The organism is Myxococcaceae bacterium JPH2 (assembly GCA_016458225.1).
GTDB lineage: Bacteria > Myxococcota > Myxococcia > Myxococcales > Myxococcaceae > Citreicoccus.
Window position 1 is genome coordinate 72,316 of the sequence record JAEMGR010000032.1, and the last position, 16,037, is coordinate 88,352.

Annotated in this window: 12 protein-coding genes and 1 pseudogene; 12 read left to right on the forward strand and 1 reads right to left on the reverse strand. The window is 67.9% G+C overall.

What is annotated here, in order from left to right:
* Window positions 1-85: 85 nt before the first annotated feature.
* From tssB to JGU66_31180, 12 genes and pseudogenes are all read left to right on the forward strand, one after another.
* Window positions 86-598, forward strand: a pseudogene (gene tssB / locus JGU66_31125) (type VI secretion system contractile sheath small subunit).
* Window positions 599-761: 163 nt separating this feature from the next.
* Window positions 762-2,249 carry a type VI secretion system contractile sheath large subunit gene (gene tssC / locus JGU66_31130; protein MBJ6765240.1) on the forward strand — a complete coding sequence of 496 codons (1,488 nt, stop codon included), beginning with the start codon at window positions 762-764 and terminating at the stop codon, window positions 2,247-2,249.
* Window positions 2,250-2,291: 42 nt separating this feature from the next.
* Window positions 2,292-2,873: a hypothetical protein gene (locus JGU66_31135; protein MBJ6765241.1), complete on the forward strand. Its 582-nt coding sequence runs from the start codon at window positions 2,292-2,294 to the stop codon at window positions 2,871-2,873.
* A gap of 79 nt (window positions 2,874-2,952) precedes the next feature.
* Window positions 2,953-4,203 (forward strand): type VI secretion system baseplate subunit TssK, encoded by a 1,251-nt coding sequence (gene tssK, locus JGU66_31140; GenBank protein ID MBJ6765242.1) that lies wholly within the window; start codon window positions 2,953-2,955, stop codon window positions 4,201-4,203.
* Window positions 4,204-4,205: 2 nt separating this feature from the next.
* Window positions 4,206-4,592, forward strand: a complete 387-nt coding sequence (locus JGU66_31145) for a GPW/gp25 family protein (GenBank protein ID MBJ6765243.1) — start codon at window positions 4,206-4,208, stop codon at window positions 4,590-4,592.
* Window positions 4,592-6,238 carry a hypothetical protein gene (locus JGU66_31150; protein ID MBJ6765244.1) on the forward strand — a complete coding sequence of 549 codons (1,647 nt, stop codon included), beginning with the start codon at window positions 4,592-4,594 and terminating at the stop codon, window positions 6,236-6,238. The genes JGU66_31145 and JGU66_31150 overlap by 1 nt, the downstream gene beginning before the upstream one ends.
* Window positions 6,239-6,276: 38 nt before the next feature.
* Window positions 6,277-6,879 carry a hypothetical protein gene (locus tag JGU66_31155; GenBank protein ID MBJ6765245.1) on the forward strand — a complete coding sequence of 201 codons (603 nt, stop codon included), beginning with the start codon at window positions 6,277-6,279 and terminating at the stop codon, window positions 6,877-6,879.
* A 25-nt stretch (window positions 6,880-6,904) separates the two neighbouring features.
* Entirely contained in the window at window positions 6,905-8,548 is a 1,644-nt protein-coding gene (locus JGU66_31160) for a type VI secretion system baseplate subunit TssF (protein ID MBJ6765246.1), read from the forward strand.
* 7 nt (window positions 8,549-8,555) lie between these two features.
* A complete protein-coding gene (locus tag JGU66_31165) occupies window positions 8,556-9,200 on the forward strand; it encodes a DotU family type IV/VI secretion system protein (GenBank protein MBJ6765247.1) in 645 nt (214 codons plus the stop codon).
* Window positions 9,197-9,562: a hypothetical protein gene (locus tag JGU66_31170; protein ID MBJ6765248.1), complete on the forward strand. Its 366-nt coding sequence runs from the start codon at window positions 9,197-9,199 to the stop codon at window positions 9,560-9,562. Before JGU66_31165 ends, JGU66_31170 begins: the two co-directional genes overlap by 4 nt.
* Window positions 9,562-13,389: a hypothetical protein gene (locus JGU66_31175; GenBank protein MBJ6765249.1), complete on the forward strand. Its 3,828-nt coding sequence runs from the start codon at window positions 9,562-9,564 to the stop codon at window positions 13,387-13,389. Before JGU66_31170 ends, JGU66_31175 begins: the two co-directional genes overlap by 1 nt.
* Complete coding sequence (locus tag JGU66_31180) at window positions 13,386-13,898, forward strand: hypothetical protein (protein MBJ6765250.1); 513 nt, start codon at window positions 13,386-13,388, stop codon at window positions 13,896-13,898. The genes JGU66_31175 and JGU66_31180 overlap by 4 nt, the downstream gene beginning before the upstream one ends.
* Before the next feature lie 10 nt (window positions 13,899-13,908).
* On the opposite strand, the gene JGU66_31185 is transcribed toward JGU66_31180, so the two are convergent.
* Window positions 13,909-16,035, reverse strand: coding sequence for a hypothetical protein (locus tag JGU66_31185; protein MBJ6765251.1), 2,127 nt, complete (start codon window positions 16,033-16,035; stop codon window positions 13,909-13,911).
* Between the last annotated feature and the right edge of the window lie 2 nt (window positions 16,036-16,037).

Genomic DNA, 16,037 nt, shown 5'->3' on the forward strand with positions numbered 1-16,037 from the left:
TTTGGAAAAGTTCATTGGCAGGGTGCGTTCCCGGGAAGGTTGATGCGCATCGGGGGCCGCATACCTCCACCGTGAGGGAGTCAACGTGGCCATTCAGGACCAGCTTCCCAAATCACGCATCACCTTGACGTATCGCACCACCATCAATGGCGAACAGGAGACGGTGAACCTGCCGCTCCGCTTGCTGGTGTTGGGAGACTTCTCGCTCGGTTCCTCGGAGGATCGCAAGAACGACCTCGAGGCGCGCCGGCTGCGTTCCATTGATGGACGCAACCTGGATGAGCTGATGAAGGACATGAAAATGTCCGTCAAGTTCCAGGTGCCCAATCGCATCAATCCAGACGTCGAGTCTGACCTGGACGTTGCGCTTCCTATCGACCGGATGAAGTCCTTCCATCCGGATGAGATTGTGAAACACGTCCCGAAGCTCAAGGCGCTGCTGCTCCTGAAGACGCTGCTCGTGGAGATGCAGTCGAATATCGACAACCGCAAGGATTTGCGCCGCGAGCTGTATGAGCTGTTCTCCAAGCCGGACGCGCTCAAGGCGCTGCTCGGCGAGCTCAAGGGCTACGAGAGCATGCGGCTGCCGTCTGGCGAGGGCAAGGCGGACGCGAAGTCCGACGCCAAGCCCGAGGCCAAGAAGGACGTCCCGGCCGGTACGCCCAAGGCCGCGACTGTCGCCGCCACGGCCACCGCCACCGCGGCTGCCTCCACCAAGCCGCCCGCCTAAGTAGCGCCGACATCCTTCTGAGGAGCCAGCCATGGCCGAAACCACTTATCTGAATCGCCTCTTCAGCAGTGTCAGGCTCGAAGCGCCGCAGGCTTCCGAGCCGATGATTGTCAATAACTTCTCCACCGTGGTGGACGAGCAGGCGGTGACTCTGGAGAGCCGGTTCCTCTCCAGCGTCGCGGCGCTGATGCAGAACGTCCAGCCGGTGGGAGGTCCCGACAACAGCTTCCGCTTCGACAAGGGTCAGGTGTTGGATGTCATCAGCCGCATCGATCGCATGATCGACGCGCAGATGAATGAGATCCTCCACAACGAGACCTTCCAGAAGATGGAGTCCGCGTGGCGCGGTCTGGAAGACCTCGTCGAGCACACCAACTTCAAGGCCAACATCGGCATCGACATCCTCGATGTGGCCAAGGACGAGCTCGCCGAGGACTTCGAGAACAACTCGAGCAACCTCTTCGCGGGCGCGCTCTTCGACAAGGTCTACATCCAGGAGTACGACCAGTACGGTGGTCGCCCGTTCGGCGCCATGGTCGGCCTGTATGAGTTCTCGTCCACGCCGGCGGACCTGACGTGGCTGCAGCGCATGGCGAAGCTGGCCAACGCCGCCCACTGTCCGTTCATCTCCGCGGTGAGCCACAAGTTCTTCGGCTGCGAGACCATCGAGGAGATGGAGGCCATCAAGAACCTGGAGGGCGTGCTGGCCCATCCTCGGTTCGGCCGCTGGAACGCGCTGCGCGACACGGAGGAGGCCGCGTACATCGGTCTGACCTTCCCGCGCTACGTGCTGCGCCTGCCCTGGCATCCGGACAAGAACCCCTGCGACGTCCTCAACTTCACGGAGGAGGCGCGCGGTGACTCGGAGAAGTACCTCTGGGGCAACTCCGCCATCCTGCTGGCGCGCAACCTGGTGAAGGCGTTCGAGATCTCCGGTTGGTGCCAGTCCATCCGCGGCCCCAAGGGCGGTGGTCTCATCACCGGCCTCCCGGTGGACACCTTCAGCCTGCGCGGCCAGGACGAGATCAAGGCGCCGGTCGAGATCGCCATCCCGGACTATCGCGAGTACGAGTTCGCGCGCAGCGGCTTCATCCCGCTCGTCTACCGCAAGGGCTCCAGCGACGCGACGTTCTTCAGCACCCAGGCGGCCAAGGTGTCCAAGCAGTTCAAGGACCCGAAGGACTCCGAGAACTCGCAGCTCGTCACCAACTTGGCGTACACGTTCTCCATCACGCGGCTGGCGCACTACGTGAAGTGCATCATGCGTGATAACATCGGCAACACGGCGGACGCGGATTACATCCAGCGCCAGCTCGACTCGTGGCTGTCTGGCTACGTGACGACGGTGACCAATCCGGATGACCTGACCGTGCGGCGCTTCCCGTTCAAGGCGAGCAGCGTCGAGGTGTTCCCCCGGCCCGGGGAGCTTGGCTGGTACGATTGCAAGCTGGCAGTGCTGCCCCACATCCAGTTCGAAGGCCTCAATGTGGAGCTGATGCTCGAGTCTCGGCTCGGTTGATCCTCCGGCAGGTACGCCTGCCTTCATCACAAGGAGTGAGGGATGCCTCAATTCTCCCGTAATCTCGATGTGTATCAGGGCTTCAACTTCAAGAAGGACAAGCAGACCCCGGTTGGCTACATCACCGCCGTCACCATTGGTGGTGTGGCGCTGACGGCGGACCAGGAGACCATCAAGGATCCGGAGAACCCGGAGCAGGCCATTGCCGACAAGGTCGTGGCGGTGCTCAACCACTATCTGTGGGAGACGGGTATCACGGACGCGATGTACTTCTCCGGTCAGGTGTCCACGGCGAACAAGCAGAAGATCGCCGAGATGCTGCTGGGCAAGTTCTCCAACATCGAGGTCGTCTTCAAGTACGTCGTGTACGAGTACGATCCGCTCGGCAAGAAGTACTTCAAGTCGAACTTCCTCGACGCGGAGCTGAAGGGTCTGCTGGAGAAGAACGGCGACGACCTGAACATGGCCGTGGCGGACAACCCGTCCTCCGAGGTCCAGTCGCCCAAGAACTACACGTTCCAGATTGGCATCAAGCCGCAGACCCTGGAGCAGTCGCTGAACCTGGCCACCTCTTCGACCAAGAAGCTGGCGAAGAAGTGGGGCGTCACTGAGACGGCCGGCTAGGCGATTGGAATCCTGATACACCAAGCCGGGAGCGGGTCGCGCACACCGCCCCGGCTCCTGGCAAAGGGATGATCGCGTCATGCAGCGGTACAAGCTCGCACGGGTCCGCTGGCACGTAGGCCAGACCCTCCTCCCGGAACACTTCACTGCCCAGGAGGAGGCGCTGGACGCCGAGGTCCGGCTCCATGCTTCCTTGTCGGGCCTGCCGTCCTATGGCGTGGCCGCGCTGGCGTGGAACGAGTCGCTGCTGAGCGCCGGCAGCCTCTCCATTTCATCCCTCACGGTGGTGATGAAGAACGGCGCGGTGGTGGACGTGCCCGGCAACGCGGTGCTGCCGCCGCTGTCGCTGGACGCCTCCGGACGCTCCGAGTTCATCGTCTACCTGCACGTGCTCCGCGAGACGACCAGCGCGGAGGGCGTGCGCCTGTACGCGGATGATCCGCCGGTGCTCCAGCGCGTCCTGCACCGACTCCAGCTCTCGTCCGAGCCCGTGCTCGACGGCGCCGTGGCCTCCATGGGGCTGGCGGCCGTGTCTCAAGACGAGGAGGGCGCCTGGGCGGCGTCTCCGGACTGGGTGCCGCCCCTGCTGCTGGTGGGGACGAACCCCTTCCTGGAGAAGCTGCTGGCGGGGCTGGACGAGCTGTTGGACCAAGTCCGGCAGCAGCTGCTCACGCACATCTCGGACACGTACCTGCGCAGCGACCGGCTCACCAACGCCCGGCGCGCGCTGTTCGAGGTGCATCGGCTGCAGGCCCTGCGCAAGGACATGACGCGGCAGGTGTATCCGCATCCGTATCACCTGTTCGATTCGCTGCGCCGCGTGTACTTCGAGTCGTGCTGCTACCTGGAGATGCTCCCGGACGAGCAGATGCCGGTGTACCAGCACGAGGACCTGTCGCAGAGCCTGGGCGGATGGATGCGCCTGCTCACGCGCAGCTTCCAGCCCGAGGCCACGCGCTCCACGCACAAGGCCTTCGCGGTGAAGGACGGGCAGTTCCTCTGCTCGCCGCTGCCTCCCGAGGTGCGCACCGCCACGGAGATGTACCTGCTCGTGCAGCGCACGCAGCCGGGCGCGCGCACGCCGCTGGATGGCGTGAAGCTGGCGAGCCCCTCGCGGCTTCCCCTGGTGCGCCGGCAGGCCCTCAAGGGCGTCACCTTCACCCACGTGCCGTTCCCGTCCTTCCCGCACGCGCTGGGGCCGGAGATTGATTGGTACGTGCTCGGCTTGGGTGAGGAGTGGCAGCACGCGCTGCGCGAGGATGGCGTGGCCTTCTATGTCACGCCCGCGCTCAAGGGCGCGCAGACCTCTCTCTTCTGGCGAAGGTCCTAGCGATGGCCCGCGCACCCTTCCTGGAGAAGTTCGCGGGTCACGGCCACAAGCCCACCGTGCGGGACAGCCTGGCCCACGTCATCCAGAACATCGAAGCGGTGCTGAACACGAAGCGCGGCTACGGCTTCTTCATGCACGACTTCGGGCTCGGCGGGTACACGGAGAAGCTGGGCACGCGCGAGCTGGTGGAGGCGCTCACCGAGGAGATCCGCGCGGAGGTGGCCATGCACGAGCCTCGGCTGGGCACCGTGGAGGTGAAGCTGCGCGGCCGTGACAGCGGCCTGTGGCTGCACTTCGACTGTGATGGCGTCTTCAACGAGGAGCGCTGTCGCCTGCGCATCGTCTTCCACACCGTCACCGGCCAGGTGCGGGTCCAGGAGGACGACTGATGGCGCCGCTCACCACGGACCGGCTGGCGATCTCCCTCACGCTCACCATCGGGGGCACGGCCCATGAGGTGGCCCCCGGAGACGTGAAGCTCCTGGAGTTGGATCTCCACACCTGGGGCCACTCGGGCCGCGTCGAGTTCAACGTCGCGGACACGAAGGGGCGGGGAGGCCAGGAGAAGGACGCGCTGCTCCCGGACTTCCTCAAGGCGGACCTCGTGGAGGTCTCCCTCGCACTCAAGGCCGTGTACTCGGACACGGCGACGCGGCCCGCGTTCACCTCGGTGAAGGTGAAGGGCCTCGGGGTGGACAAGACGCTGTCCGAGCAGACCGTGGTGCCCGCCAAGGGCGCGCCCATCACCACGCGGCGCTACGGCGTGCGCTTCATCGACGCCGCGCGCCTCTTGTGGGGACAGCACCACCCCTGCGTCCTCTACACGGAGAAGACGCTCGAGGACGTGCTGGACGCGCACAAGGGCGACCGCATCGCGCTGACGTATGACTGGAGCGCGGGGCTGGGGAGCACCTGTCCGCTCATCTTCCTGGGCCTCGCGCCGGAGAGCGGGGCGAGCTTCTACGACTTCGTGCTGTGGTACGTGCACACGCGCAACGGCATCCTGGCCTACGACTACGCCAGCCAGGGCTACGTGTTCCGCGCCGCCAAGGACAGCACGGGCACGCCCCTCACGCTGCGCGCCGAGGACGTGTCGTCCGTGCAGGTCGTCTTCCCCGAGGTCATCCGCCATGACGTGGCGGTGCTCAACGCCGCGGCGGAGCATCCGAAGAACCAGGCCATCACCCAGGACCAGGCCGTCAGCGGCATCCGCCATGACGTGCTCTTGCGCACCGACATCGACAACGATGTCCAGAAGCGCGTGACGCTGGAGACGGCGCGACTCAAGGCGCGGGGCCTGGAGCTGGAGCTGACGTGGAACCGGCTGCCCACGGTGGCGTTCGCCCCGGGCGCGCTGGTGAAGCTGCCGACGACGGCGGGCTTCGCGGCGGCGGGAGTCCCGGGCTCGGAGACGTTCCGCGTGCGGCGGGTGCAGGTGCGCGCCGAGGCGCTCGAGGCGGGTCCCGACGCGGAGCACGCGAATCCGGATGGCGGCTATGCGCTGCGATTGAGCACGCGGCTGGAGCGCAAGGACGAGCCGAACCAGGAGCTGCCGCCGTTCGTCACGCCGCACTACCCGCGCTTCGTCGAGGGCACCATCGTCAGCGAGGTGGGCGAGACGAAGGACGAGACGTGGCAGGCGTACACGGACAGCACGACGTCCCTGGACAGCTACAAGGTGAAGCTGCCGCTGTTCGCCAACCAGATTGTCGCCGTGCCGTTCAACGCGAACCTCCAGCCGGGCCACTTCTACTTCCCGGCCTACAAGGGCGCGCGCGTGCTGGTGGCGCTCGACTTCCAGCGGGCGTGGCTCAAGCGCTTCCTGGACTGGCGCGCGGGGGCGCGGCTGCCCTCGGACGGCCAGGGCGTGCACCTGCTGGTGGGCAAGACGACGAAGAGCGGCACGTCCATGCGTCACTTCTACGATGACAACAAGCCCGTGCTCCTGCTGCAGCGCACGCACGACCAGGACACGGAGAAGATTGAAATCAAGGAAGGCGCGCTGCTGATCCAGGTGAAGGAAGAGTCGGCGTAAGGGCCAGAAATTGGGTCCAGCTCGGAAGGCGAGGTCAGATGGGTACCCTGGTTTGCAAGATCGAGCTGGACAAGGAAAAGGGCATCACGGTGCAGATCGACAATGCGGACGATCAGATCACCCAGACGATGCACCTGGACGGCACCAGCATCACCATCAAGGTGAAAGGCCCCTCGGAGACGAGCACCATCGTGCAGAAGGCGGACAGCATCGTCGTCACCTGCAAGGACTTCACGCTGGACACCGACACCATCACCATGAAGTCCAAGAGCACGTCCGCGTGGACGAGCCAGGACACGTTGTCGGTGAAGAGCACCAAGGACATGTCGCTCACCACGAACGCCAAGCTCACGCAGACCGCGACGAGCGATGCGAAGCTGTCCTCCAGCGCGAACGTGAACATCGAGGCGACGTCCAACCTGGCGATGAAGGGCAACATGGCCGCCTCGATGGTGACGTCGGGCGGCGAGGCGAAGGTGCAGGGCGTCACGCTGAAGCTGGCGGGACAGGCGCAGTCTGAGTTGTCAGGCGCGATGACGAAGGTGTCGGCGACGGGGAAGCTCGACTTGGAGGCCAGCGGCCTGGCCAACTTGAAGGGCTCCATCACCAGCGTCGGCGGCTCGTTGGTGAAGCTCGGCTGAGCCGGGCGCGAGGCGGGAGCGGGCGGTGAAGGACTTCTCGGAGCGTATCTACCTCGACTTTCTCCAGGAGCTGGATGGCCTGGAGCGCTTCCGGCAGCGGTTCCAGGAGCGGCACCCCGCGGCGCCCTTGGATCGCGAGGACCCGGACGTGCGGCGCCTCATCGAGGCGATGGCGTTCTTCTCCGTGCAGACGCGGCACGCCACGCTGATGAACCTGCGCTCCACGTGGCGGCGCCTCTTCGCCGGGTTCTTCGACTTCCTGTTGGAGCCGGTGCCCGCCGCGGCCATGGCCCAGGCCGTGCCCACCGAGAAGATGGTGGAGCCGGTGGTGCTCACGCGCGGCACGGAGCTGCGGCTGACGCCCGCCGAGGGAGTCTCAGGCTCCTTCCGGCTCCAGCGCGACCTGCGCGTGCTGCCCATCTTCCTCAAGCAGACGGACGTCGTGCCGCAGGTGAGAAGCGGCCACCGGCTCATCCTGCGCTTCGAGTCCCGCTTCGCGCGCAAGGACGCCATCGACGTGCTCAGCCTGCACGTGCGCCACCTGGACGACTACCGCTCGTCGCTCGCGGTGTTCCACGCCCTGCGTCGCCACGTGCAGCAGGTGAGCGTCGTCTACGACGAGGAGGCGGATGAGCACTCCGCGGGCAGCCCGTGCGAGGTGTCGTTCAACCGCGACCCGCCGGCTCCGGACGACACCGCGCTCTACGCGCACCCCTTCCAGCGCCTGCGCGCCTTCTTCCAGTTCCCCGAGCGGCAGCTCTTCCTGCACGTGAAGGTGCCGCCGCCGCGCAACAGCTCGTGGCAGCGCTTCAGCCTGTGCCTGGACCTGGACAAGGACTGGACGGTGGGCCGGTCGCTGCATCCGGACTTCTTCCAGCTCTTCACCGTGCCGCTGGTCAACCTCAAGGCCGAGCCCGCGCAGGTCATCGTCGCGGACGGGACGCGCGCCGAGCACCCCATCCTGAGCATGAGCGCCGGGCGCGAGTTCAGCCTGCACTCGGTGACGGGCGTGTTCGAGATGACCAAGGCGGGCCTGTCCCCGCTGCGGCCCGCGTTCCTGCCGGGCCGCGGTCCCAGCTACGAGGTGGATGAGACGTTCGACGACGACCTGTCATCGCGGCAGAGCCTCATCGTGCGCATGCCCGAGGCCTTCACCGCGCCTCGCAAGATTGTCCTGGAGGCGCTCTGGCACCAGCCGCAGTTCTCGCCGCAGGCGGCGGGGCGCGTGGAGGTGACGGTGCCGGGGCGCCACATCGAAGGGCTGCGCTGGCAGACGGTGGGCAGCCTCCAGCCTCACCGGGACAGCACGGTGCGCAACGACGTGGAGGCCCTCACGCAGTTCCTGGCGTGGAAGGCGAAGGCGACCCTGGGTCGCGACGAGGTGGTGGCGCTCCTGGGGCACCTGGGCACGCCCGCTGAGAGCCCGTTCCGGCGGGTCCTGCCGTGGTTGAAGGACCTGCGGTGTAGTGTTGTCCCGGACAGCGCGTTGAAGGGCACCGGCCTCCGTCATGTCTACGAGGTGGTGATGGAGCCGTTCGACGCCGGCTATGAGCCTGTTGTCGTCTGCTTTCTTGAGCAGGTCAGAGACCTGCTGGATGCTTGGAACAACGAGGCAACTGTTGAGCTGAGGGCCTCGGTGGCGGGGCTGGGCCCGCTTCCACTGCCGTAGGTCATCCATGAAACTGGAGCTCTGGCATTCCATCCTGGCGACACAGCGACGCGTGCGCGCGCTGTTCGACCGGATCCTGCCCGCCGAGCCAGCACCGGGGGCGCGCCGGGCGCAGGTGCGGGTGGGGATGGAAGCGCTGGGCCATCTGGAGCAGCAGCTCCTGGTGGAGCTCGAGCGACTGCGGGCCGCCTTCGGTGAGACGCTGCGCCCCGACGAGGTCGAGGACGTCATCCGGCCCTTCGCCTACTTCATCGACGAGCAGGTCCTCCGCAGGCTGGCGGACGCGGAGCAGCCGATGTGGCCGCTGCTCCAGCAGAACCTCTTCCAGGTGGATGCGGGCGGAGACCTCTTCTACGACTTCGTGGAAGAGAAGTTGCGCCGGCAGGACACGCCGCCCATCGTGTTCGAGATGCTCCGCTTCTGTCTCGCCGCTGGATTCACCGGGCGCCTCGTGGGCCAGCCCGAGCGGATCCGCGCGTTCAAGGACCGGTTGTCCGAGCGGATTCCCCAGCCCTTCGCCGTCCCCGCGGCGCCGCTGGCCGTGCCCGAGGGGGCACCCCCGACCATCTACGACTTCCCCTCGCACTACTACCTGGTGACGGCCGCCATCGTCGTCGGGCTGCCCGTGCTGCTGTGGTGGAGTTCCAATTGAAGCTCGGGTCGAAATTGGGGGAGCAGCCGCCGAGCGAGGGACAGGAGCCGAGGCCCTCACGTGAGGGACAGGAGCCGAAGCCCGCGAGCGAGGGACCGGGGCCGAAGCTCTCCGCGGTGTTGGACACGCTCACGCGCGACCTGACCGCCGAGCTGGGGAAGCTGTACGAGGGCCTCGCGCCACTGCTCGCGGACATCCGCCGGGACATCGCGGCGCTGGAGCCCGCCGAGGGGGATGCGATGCCGCCGCCCCAGGAGCAGGAGGCGCTGCGCGCTCGGATTGGCACGTCGCTCGACGAGGCCGAGGAGGTGCTGGAGGCGCTCCAGCTCGCCACGCGTGAGTCCACGCGAGGGAAGGGCTGATGGGCGCATCGCTCCAGAACGCCTGGGCGGTGCTCAAGCCGCACCTGGCGCTCGTGCTGGCGGGGCTCGGCGTCCTGCTGGCCGCGGGCGCGGGCGTGTTTCTCTGGTGGCGCAAGCGCTCGAGCGCCGGCGTGTCCCCCAGCGGAGGTCAGCGCCCGCTGGCGAGTGGCCAGTTGATGCGCCTGCGCGCGCGCTTCTTGAAGGCGCTGCCGTGGCGCTATCGGGCCTCCGTGCGGGACTTCCCCACGGTCGTCGTGTTGGGCCCGGCGGGCAGCGGCAAGTCCCGGCTCATTGACGTCGAGGTGGACTGGAAGCGGCAAGCCAACCAGTTCCTGCCCAGCCTCACCGAGGACCCGTTGCTCCAGATGTACCTGGGGCCGGACGTGGTGGTGCACGAGGTGTCCGCGCCCGTGCTGGAAGACGGCTCGCGCAACGCCCGCCGCGCGCTGCGCAAGCTGTGGAAGGCCAGCTTCGGCCGCCAGCACCTGGGACGCGTGGTGGTGGTGCTCGACGTGCGCTGGCTCGCGGACACGTCTCCGGACGAGGTCCGCCGCGTCACGCAGTTGCTGCGCGGGAAGATCAACCTGCTGGCGGAGGTGTGTCAGGCGTCCGTGGACACGCGGCTGTGCCTGACGCACATGGACACGCTGGAGGGCTTCTCGGACTTCGCCAAGCTGCTGCGGCAGAACGGCGTGCCGCTGGAGCTGGAGGTTCCGCCCGCGGGGCAGGAGGAGCAGCTCGGCAACAGCCTCCGGCCGCTGGAGAAGTACCTGGCGCTGGGCCTGACGTCGCTCGCGCCGGATGCGTTCGAGCGGCTCGCCTCGTTCTTCAGCCGAGGCAGCGAGAGCTTCGCGGTGCTGGGCCGCTTCGTCGCCACGTTGGTCGAGGGTGGCTCGCTGGCGTATCCGCTGAAGCTGTCGCGCGTGCACCTGTCCGCGCTGGCGACCGAGGACCGGGCTCCCGGGGCCCTGTCCGTGCGCATGGATCAGAAGCCGCAGCAGCTCTTCGCGCGCTATCGATGGATGCACCTGCGGCGCTGCGCGCTCATCCTCGCGGTGTGCTGCCTGCCCGTGCTGGCGGCCTACGCGCACTTCTACCAGCTCCTCCTTCAGGCCCAGCAGAAGCTGGTGACGTTCCAGTCCACGGTGCAGCGGCTGGAGGAGCGGCACCAGAGCGTGTCGGGCTCCGTGGTGGAGGGCCAGACGCAGGACGCGATGAAGGCGATGGAGGACCTCTGGGGCGCGACGCGCTACTGGCCTCCGCTGGCGAGCAGCTTCACCGACGAGTGGGCGGACCTTCGCTCGCAGCTCGCCCAGAGCATCCGGCTGTCGTACCTGAAGCCGCAGCTCGAGTGGTGCCAGGAGCAGTGCCGCCGCTGTGGCGCGCGCATCCCGGGCTGTCACCCCGTTCCGGTGCTGGGCCGCACGACGCGAGCGCAGCCGCTCGCTCCGGCGCGCCCGGCCCCGGGTGACGATGAGACCTGCCACCGCGAGGACTTCTGCCGGCCGGAGGAGGTCCTCTACACGCTCGGCGTCCTGTACGCCTCGCGCAACGACGACCTGGGACACTTCGTCCTCGAGGGCCTGCGCGATCCGCAGAAGCGGCAGCTCGGCTGGACGTCCGAGGCGCTCGGGTTGCACCTGTCCAGCGGCACCGTGGGCAACACCGAGAAGAACTGGGTGGACGCGGTGGGCCTGGCCGGCCCGATGATCGCCGACTACGTCATCGCCAGCGACACGCCGTTCGATCAGGACGTCCCGTGGGCGACGTGGCCCTTCGCGTGGCTGAGCAGCGAGGGTTTGCTCGGGCCGTGGCGAGAGCACTTCCAGCAGCTGCACACGCTCCTGGAGGCGCGAGACTTCGACCTCGCGGCGTGGAAGGAGCTGCGTGAGGAGCGGGTGGTGCTGCGCGAGCAGCTCACGCAGAGCGCACCGTTCGGCTCCGCGCGTCGCGTGCTCGACCTGTTGAATGCCTCGTCGGTCAAGCTGGACTCGCGGCGGCTCAAGGGCGTGGAGAGCATGCTGGGCGCGCTGGACTGGATGCGCTCGAACCAGGCAGTGCTCGAGGCCGTGCTCCGCATGGAGGACGAAGCGGACGTGGCCCTGCGTGCCGCGGAGCAGATGACTCCGGCGCAGCTGCTCACGCGCGCGGATGGCCTCTTCGCTCCCGCGGATGGAGACGCGCTGTACCGCGTCGAGGTGCTCCAGCGGGACTTCGAGTTCAGCCCGATGGACGTGTCGCGCCAACTGCTCGACAAGCTCATCCGCAAGCTCAAGGAGACGGGGCGCTCGCCCTTCGACACCAGCGTGTCCACGCCGCGCACGGGGAGCACCGTGTCCGCCGTGGCGACCGAGGGCGAAGGCGACGACGACGTGGAGTTCGCCAGCGGGCAGGCGCCGGTGGTGGGGCGCGTGCTCGGCCGCTCCGACTTCGAATCGCAGATCAGCCCCCTGGTGGACGAGTTCACCGAGCGGCTCGCCAAGTCCAAGCTGTCGCGCGAGGAGGCCGTGGAGCGCGCCAGCTTCGTGCGCGGGAAGGTGGAGGACTTCGCCCGCCGCTATGGACAGGACTTGTTCGCGAGCTACCGGGGCTATCGCTTCCACACCTCGCGCGCGACGCTGTCTGCGGACCTCGCCGTGCTGCTCCAGCCGTCCTCGAACCTGGAGGCCATGCTCCGGGACGTGTCGGGCCGCGCCAGCATCGGGCCGCTGGAAGGGGACTACTACGCGGCGATGCGCGACGCGGTGGCGCCGTTCAAGCCCGTCGTCCAGCTCATGACGCCGGACAAGAACGGCAACCTGGCGGAGCTGGCTGCGTACACGACGCTCATCTCGCAGCTCCAGATGGAGCTCAACGGGGTGAAGGCCGCCACCGCCAAGCCCGCGCCGGCCAAGGATGCCGCGGCCCCCGCGCCGAACCCCACGGGCGTGCAGCTGAGCGAGCTGCTGTCTCCCACGGGGCGCGTCGCGCTGGCGATGTTGCTGGAGGAGGACGACTCGTACCTGCGCCGGGTGGACGCCTGGTTGGATCAGCACGGCCTGGTGGGCGAGTTCCGTCAACCGTTCCGTCAGCCCTTCCTCGTGGTTCGCAGCCGGGGCCGGGCGGAGCTGGAGCGCGTCATCGCGGAGCAGTGGGCGTGGCAGGGACGCCGCGTGCTGGAGCCGCTCGTGAAGCGCTATCCGTTCAACGCCAACGCGCAGCAGGAAGTGGATCCATCGGAGCTGGAGATCCTTCGGCGCAAGGACGGGACCTTCTGGCAGTTCGTCACCCAGGTGCTGTCGCCGCTCCTGGAGGAGCGCGGCTCGGAGTGGACGCTGCGCTTCCCGCTCAAGACGCGGCTGCAGCTTCCGGCGCGCATGCTGACCACGCTCAGCCAGGTGGGCCACCTGTCGCGGCTGCTGTGGGATGACGAGGGCAACGCGAAGCCCATCCAGATGCAGGTGCGTCCGCTGCCGCTGCCGCCCTCGCCGGCGCCGGACAACTTCGTCACCATGTCCTTCTTGAAGTGCGGCGGGGCCGCTGCGTTTGGCTTCAACCAGCGCCCCACCTGGGCGGACTTCCCCTTGAGCTGGGTGAGCCCGCAGCCGGCCTCGATTGGCGTCGAGCTGCGCACCCCCGCGCGTGACGGGAAGCGCTACCGCTCGATGGAGATGTCTCACTCGTCATGGAACTGCTTCCGGCTGCTGGAGTCCGCCACCCTCACGGAGCAGCAGAACGTGGTCTGGGTGCTGCCGGGCCGCGGATCCGCGCTGGCCGAGAAGGTGCTGGAGCTCAGCTTCGGACTCCGGGGCGAGCCCTGGGCGCCGTTCCGGGGGATGACGCCATGAAGCACCTGGGAATCGCGGCGGGGCTCCTGCTCCTGTTGGGGAGCGTGGGTTGTGCGACGCCGCACCTCACCGTCAACGTCAAGGCACCGCCGGGCACCAACCAGGGGCGACCGCTCTACATGGTCATCCGCTCGGTCGTCACCAAGACGTACCTGTCGGAGGGCTACGGCGACGTCGCCGCCAAGGTCATCACCCCGGACGAGTCGGTGCTGCAGACGGCGGTGGTCTACCCGAGCCGCTCGACGCAGGTGCGCGTGAAGCTGCCGCCCGAGAAGGCCGTGGCGGTCAGCTTCCTCTTCACCACGCCCAATGGCGCGTGGCAGGCGCTGCTGGACACGCCGGTGCCGGACTCCATCGACATCGAGTTGCAAGAGAGCCGCATCCGGACGGACATTCCGTTGCCGCTGTCGGTCCCGGACATGCCCGCCGCGCCCGCGCTTCCTGCGGCGCCCGCCGCGCCGGCGGCTCCCGTGCCTCCGGCCGCGCCCAAGTTCGCGGCACCGAAGTAGCTGACTCCTCTCAGCGCACCAGGGCCGCGAGCTGCGTGCCGAGCGCATTCAGCGCCGCGGTCGCGCTGGCTTGCACCACAGTCACAGGCTGGGCCAGCAGCGTGCCGGATTGGAGCTGGGCCGCGATGGCGTCGAAGGGAGAGAAGAGCTGGGGCTTGGACGCGGTGGCTCGGCTCGACACGGCGTTCACCTGCGCGACGGCGCCATCCCGGGTCGCGTCCGCGCGCTGTTGGAACGCGGCGAGGGCCTGGTCGATGGGCGCTGTCATCGCCGTCTCCGCGCGGGTGCGGGCCTGCTTCAGCGCGTTCAGGCCCTGTGTGATGGTGGCCTTCGTCGAGTCCACGCCCGTGGCGAGCTGCGCGCGCGTGGCGGACACCTGTCCCTCGGCCGAGGTCCGTGCCGCCTTCATGGGCGTCACCGCGGCCTGAAGGCCCGAGGTCACCTGTGCATCCAGCGCGGACAGCCGCTGCGGCACCTGCGTCTTCAGCGGATCCACGCGCGCGGCCACTTGCTGCTTGAGGGCCTGAATCTGTTGCACGCCCTGCTCCTTCGCCGCGCCAATCTGGGTGACGCCCGTCGCCACCACCTGGGAAATCTGGGTGGAGGCCTGCTGGATGGTTTGCACGACGGACTGGGTGAGCGTGCCCATCTGCGCCACCACCTGCTGCTGCGCGGCGGTGACTTGCTGCTGGGCCTGCGTCTGTACCGTATCCACCTGGGTGATGAGCTGCGTCTGCATCGACTGCATCTGCTGGCCCATCTGAGAGGTCACCGTGCCGAGCTGCGTGGTGATCTGCTTCACCACCTGCCCGATGGACGTCACGGCCGGAGTCACCAGCGGCTTGGGCAGGTTCTCCGCGGGGACGGCCTCCAAGAGCGAGATGGCGCGCGCGAGCAGCGCCTCCAGCGAGCCGGTGATCTGCTGGAAGAGGGCCTGGAGCTTCTCGAGTTGCTGCGGCAATACCTCGAAGAGCGCGAGCACCTGCTCCTTGAGCGCGGAGATCTGCGCCGTCAGCGAGTCGAGCGTGGCGGACGCGGCGTCGATGGCCTGCTGGAGCGGCGCGCGCAGCGTGGCGACGGCGTCGAGTGTGCCCTTCACCAACCCGTCGATGAGCGTCCCCACCTGCGTGATGAGCGCCTCGATGCGGACCTGGGCCTGCTCGATGATCTTCTCCACGGCTTCGAGCTGGGAGCGCACGGTGCCGAGCTGTCCGCCCAGCGTCTGGTTGAGCGTGTCCAGCGCGCCCTGTGCCTGCTTCTTCGCCGTGGCCAAGGCGCCGCCCACCGTCGTGTCCAGGGGCGTGATGAGTCCGCTCGCGGCCCGTGATGCGCTGGCCACCTGCTCGCGCAGCGACTTGCGCTGCGTGTCGAGCAGCTTGGACTGCTGTTGATGCGTGGCCTGCGTGGACTTGCCCGCGGCGAGGACTTCCTTGCGCAATGCATCCAGGACACCCGTGGGCTCGGCCACCGTGGTGTCGAGCGTGGTGCCGAGCTGCGTCGCCTGGGCCTTCGCCGCGTCGCGAGTCCCGCCGATGCGCGTGAGGAGCGCCGCGACGGCGGAGTCTACCTGCGTCCCCGCTTGCTTCAGGTCTCCATCGAGCTGGGTGCGCGTCTGTTCGATGAGGGCCTTGCCTCGGGCCCGGCGTGCCGCGACCTCCGACGACGTGCCGCCCCGCGCCTTGAGCCGTGACTCCAGCTCCGTGTCATAGGCTGTACAGCGCTGCGTCACCTGCTGCTGGAGCGCGGTGAGCTGCGCCTGAGAGCCCTGGCTGGACGTCCGGGCTGACTGCTCCAAGGCCTGAGTGCGCGAGGTCGCCTCGGCCTGGAGCGCGTCGAGGGGGGCACGGGCGCGAGTGGCCGCTGCCTTCAGCGCCTGCCCATGGGCATCCAGCTGGCCCGCGAACTGGGTGAAGCGCGACGACGGGTCCGCGAGCGTGAGGTCCGCGGCGTCAATCTGCGCGGTGAGCGCGGAGAGCTTCGTGTCCACCTCGGGCTTGAGCGCGGCGATGAGAGCCGCGACGCCCCCCGCGAGGGACTCCACCTCGCCCCGAGAGGCCGTGATGCGCGGGGTGAGCCCCGAGCCGAAGGCCTCGACATCCGCCTTGAGTTTCGCGACCGTGGCACGCAGGTCGTTCATGG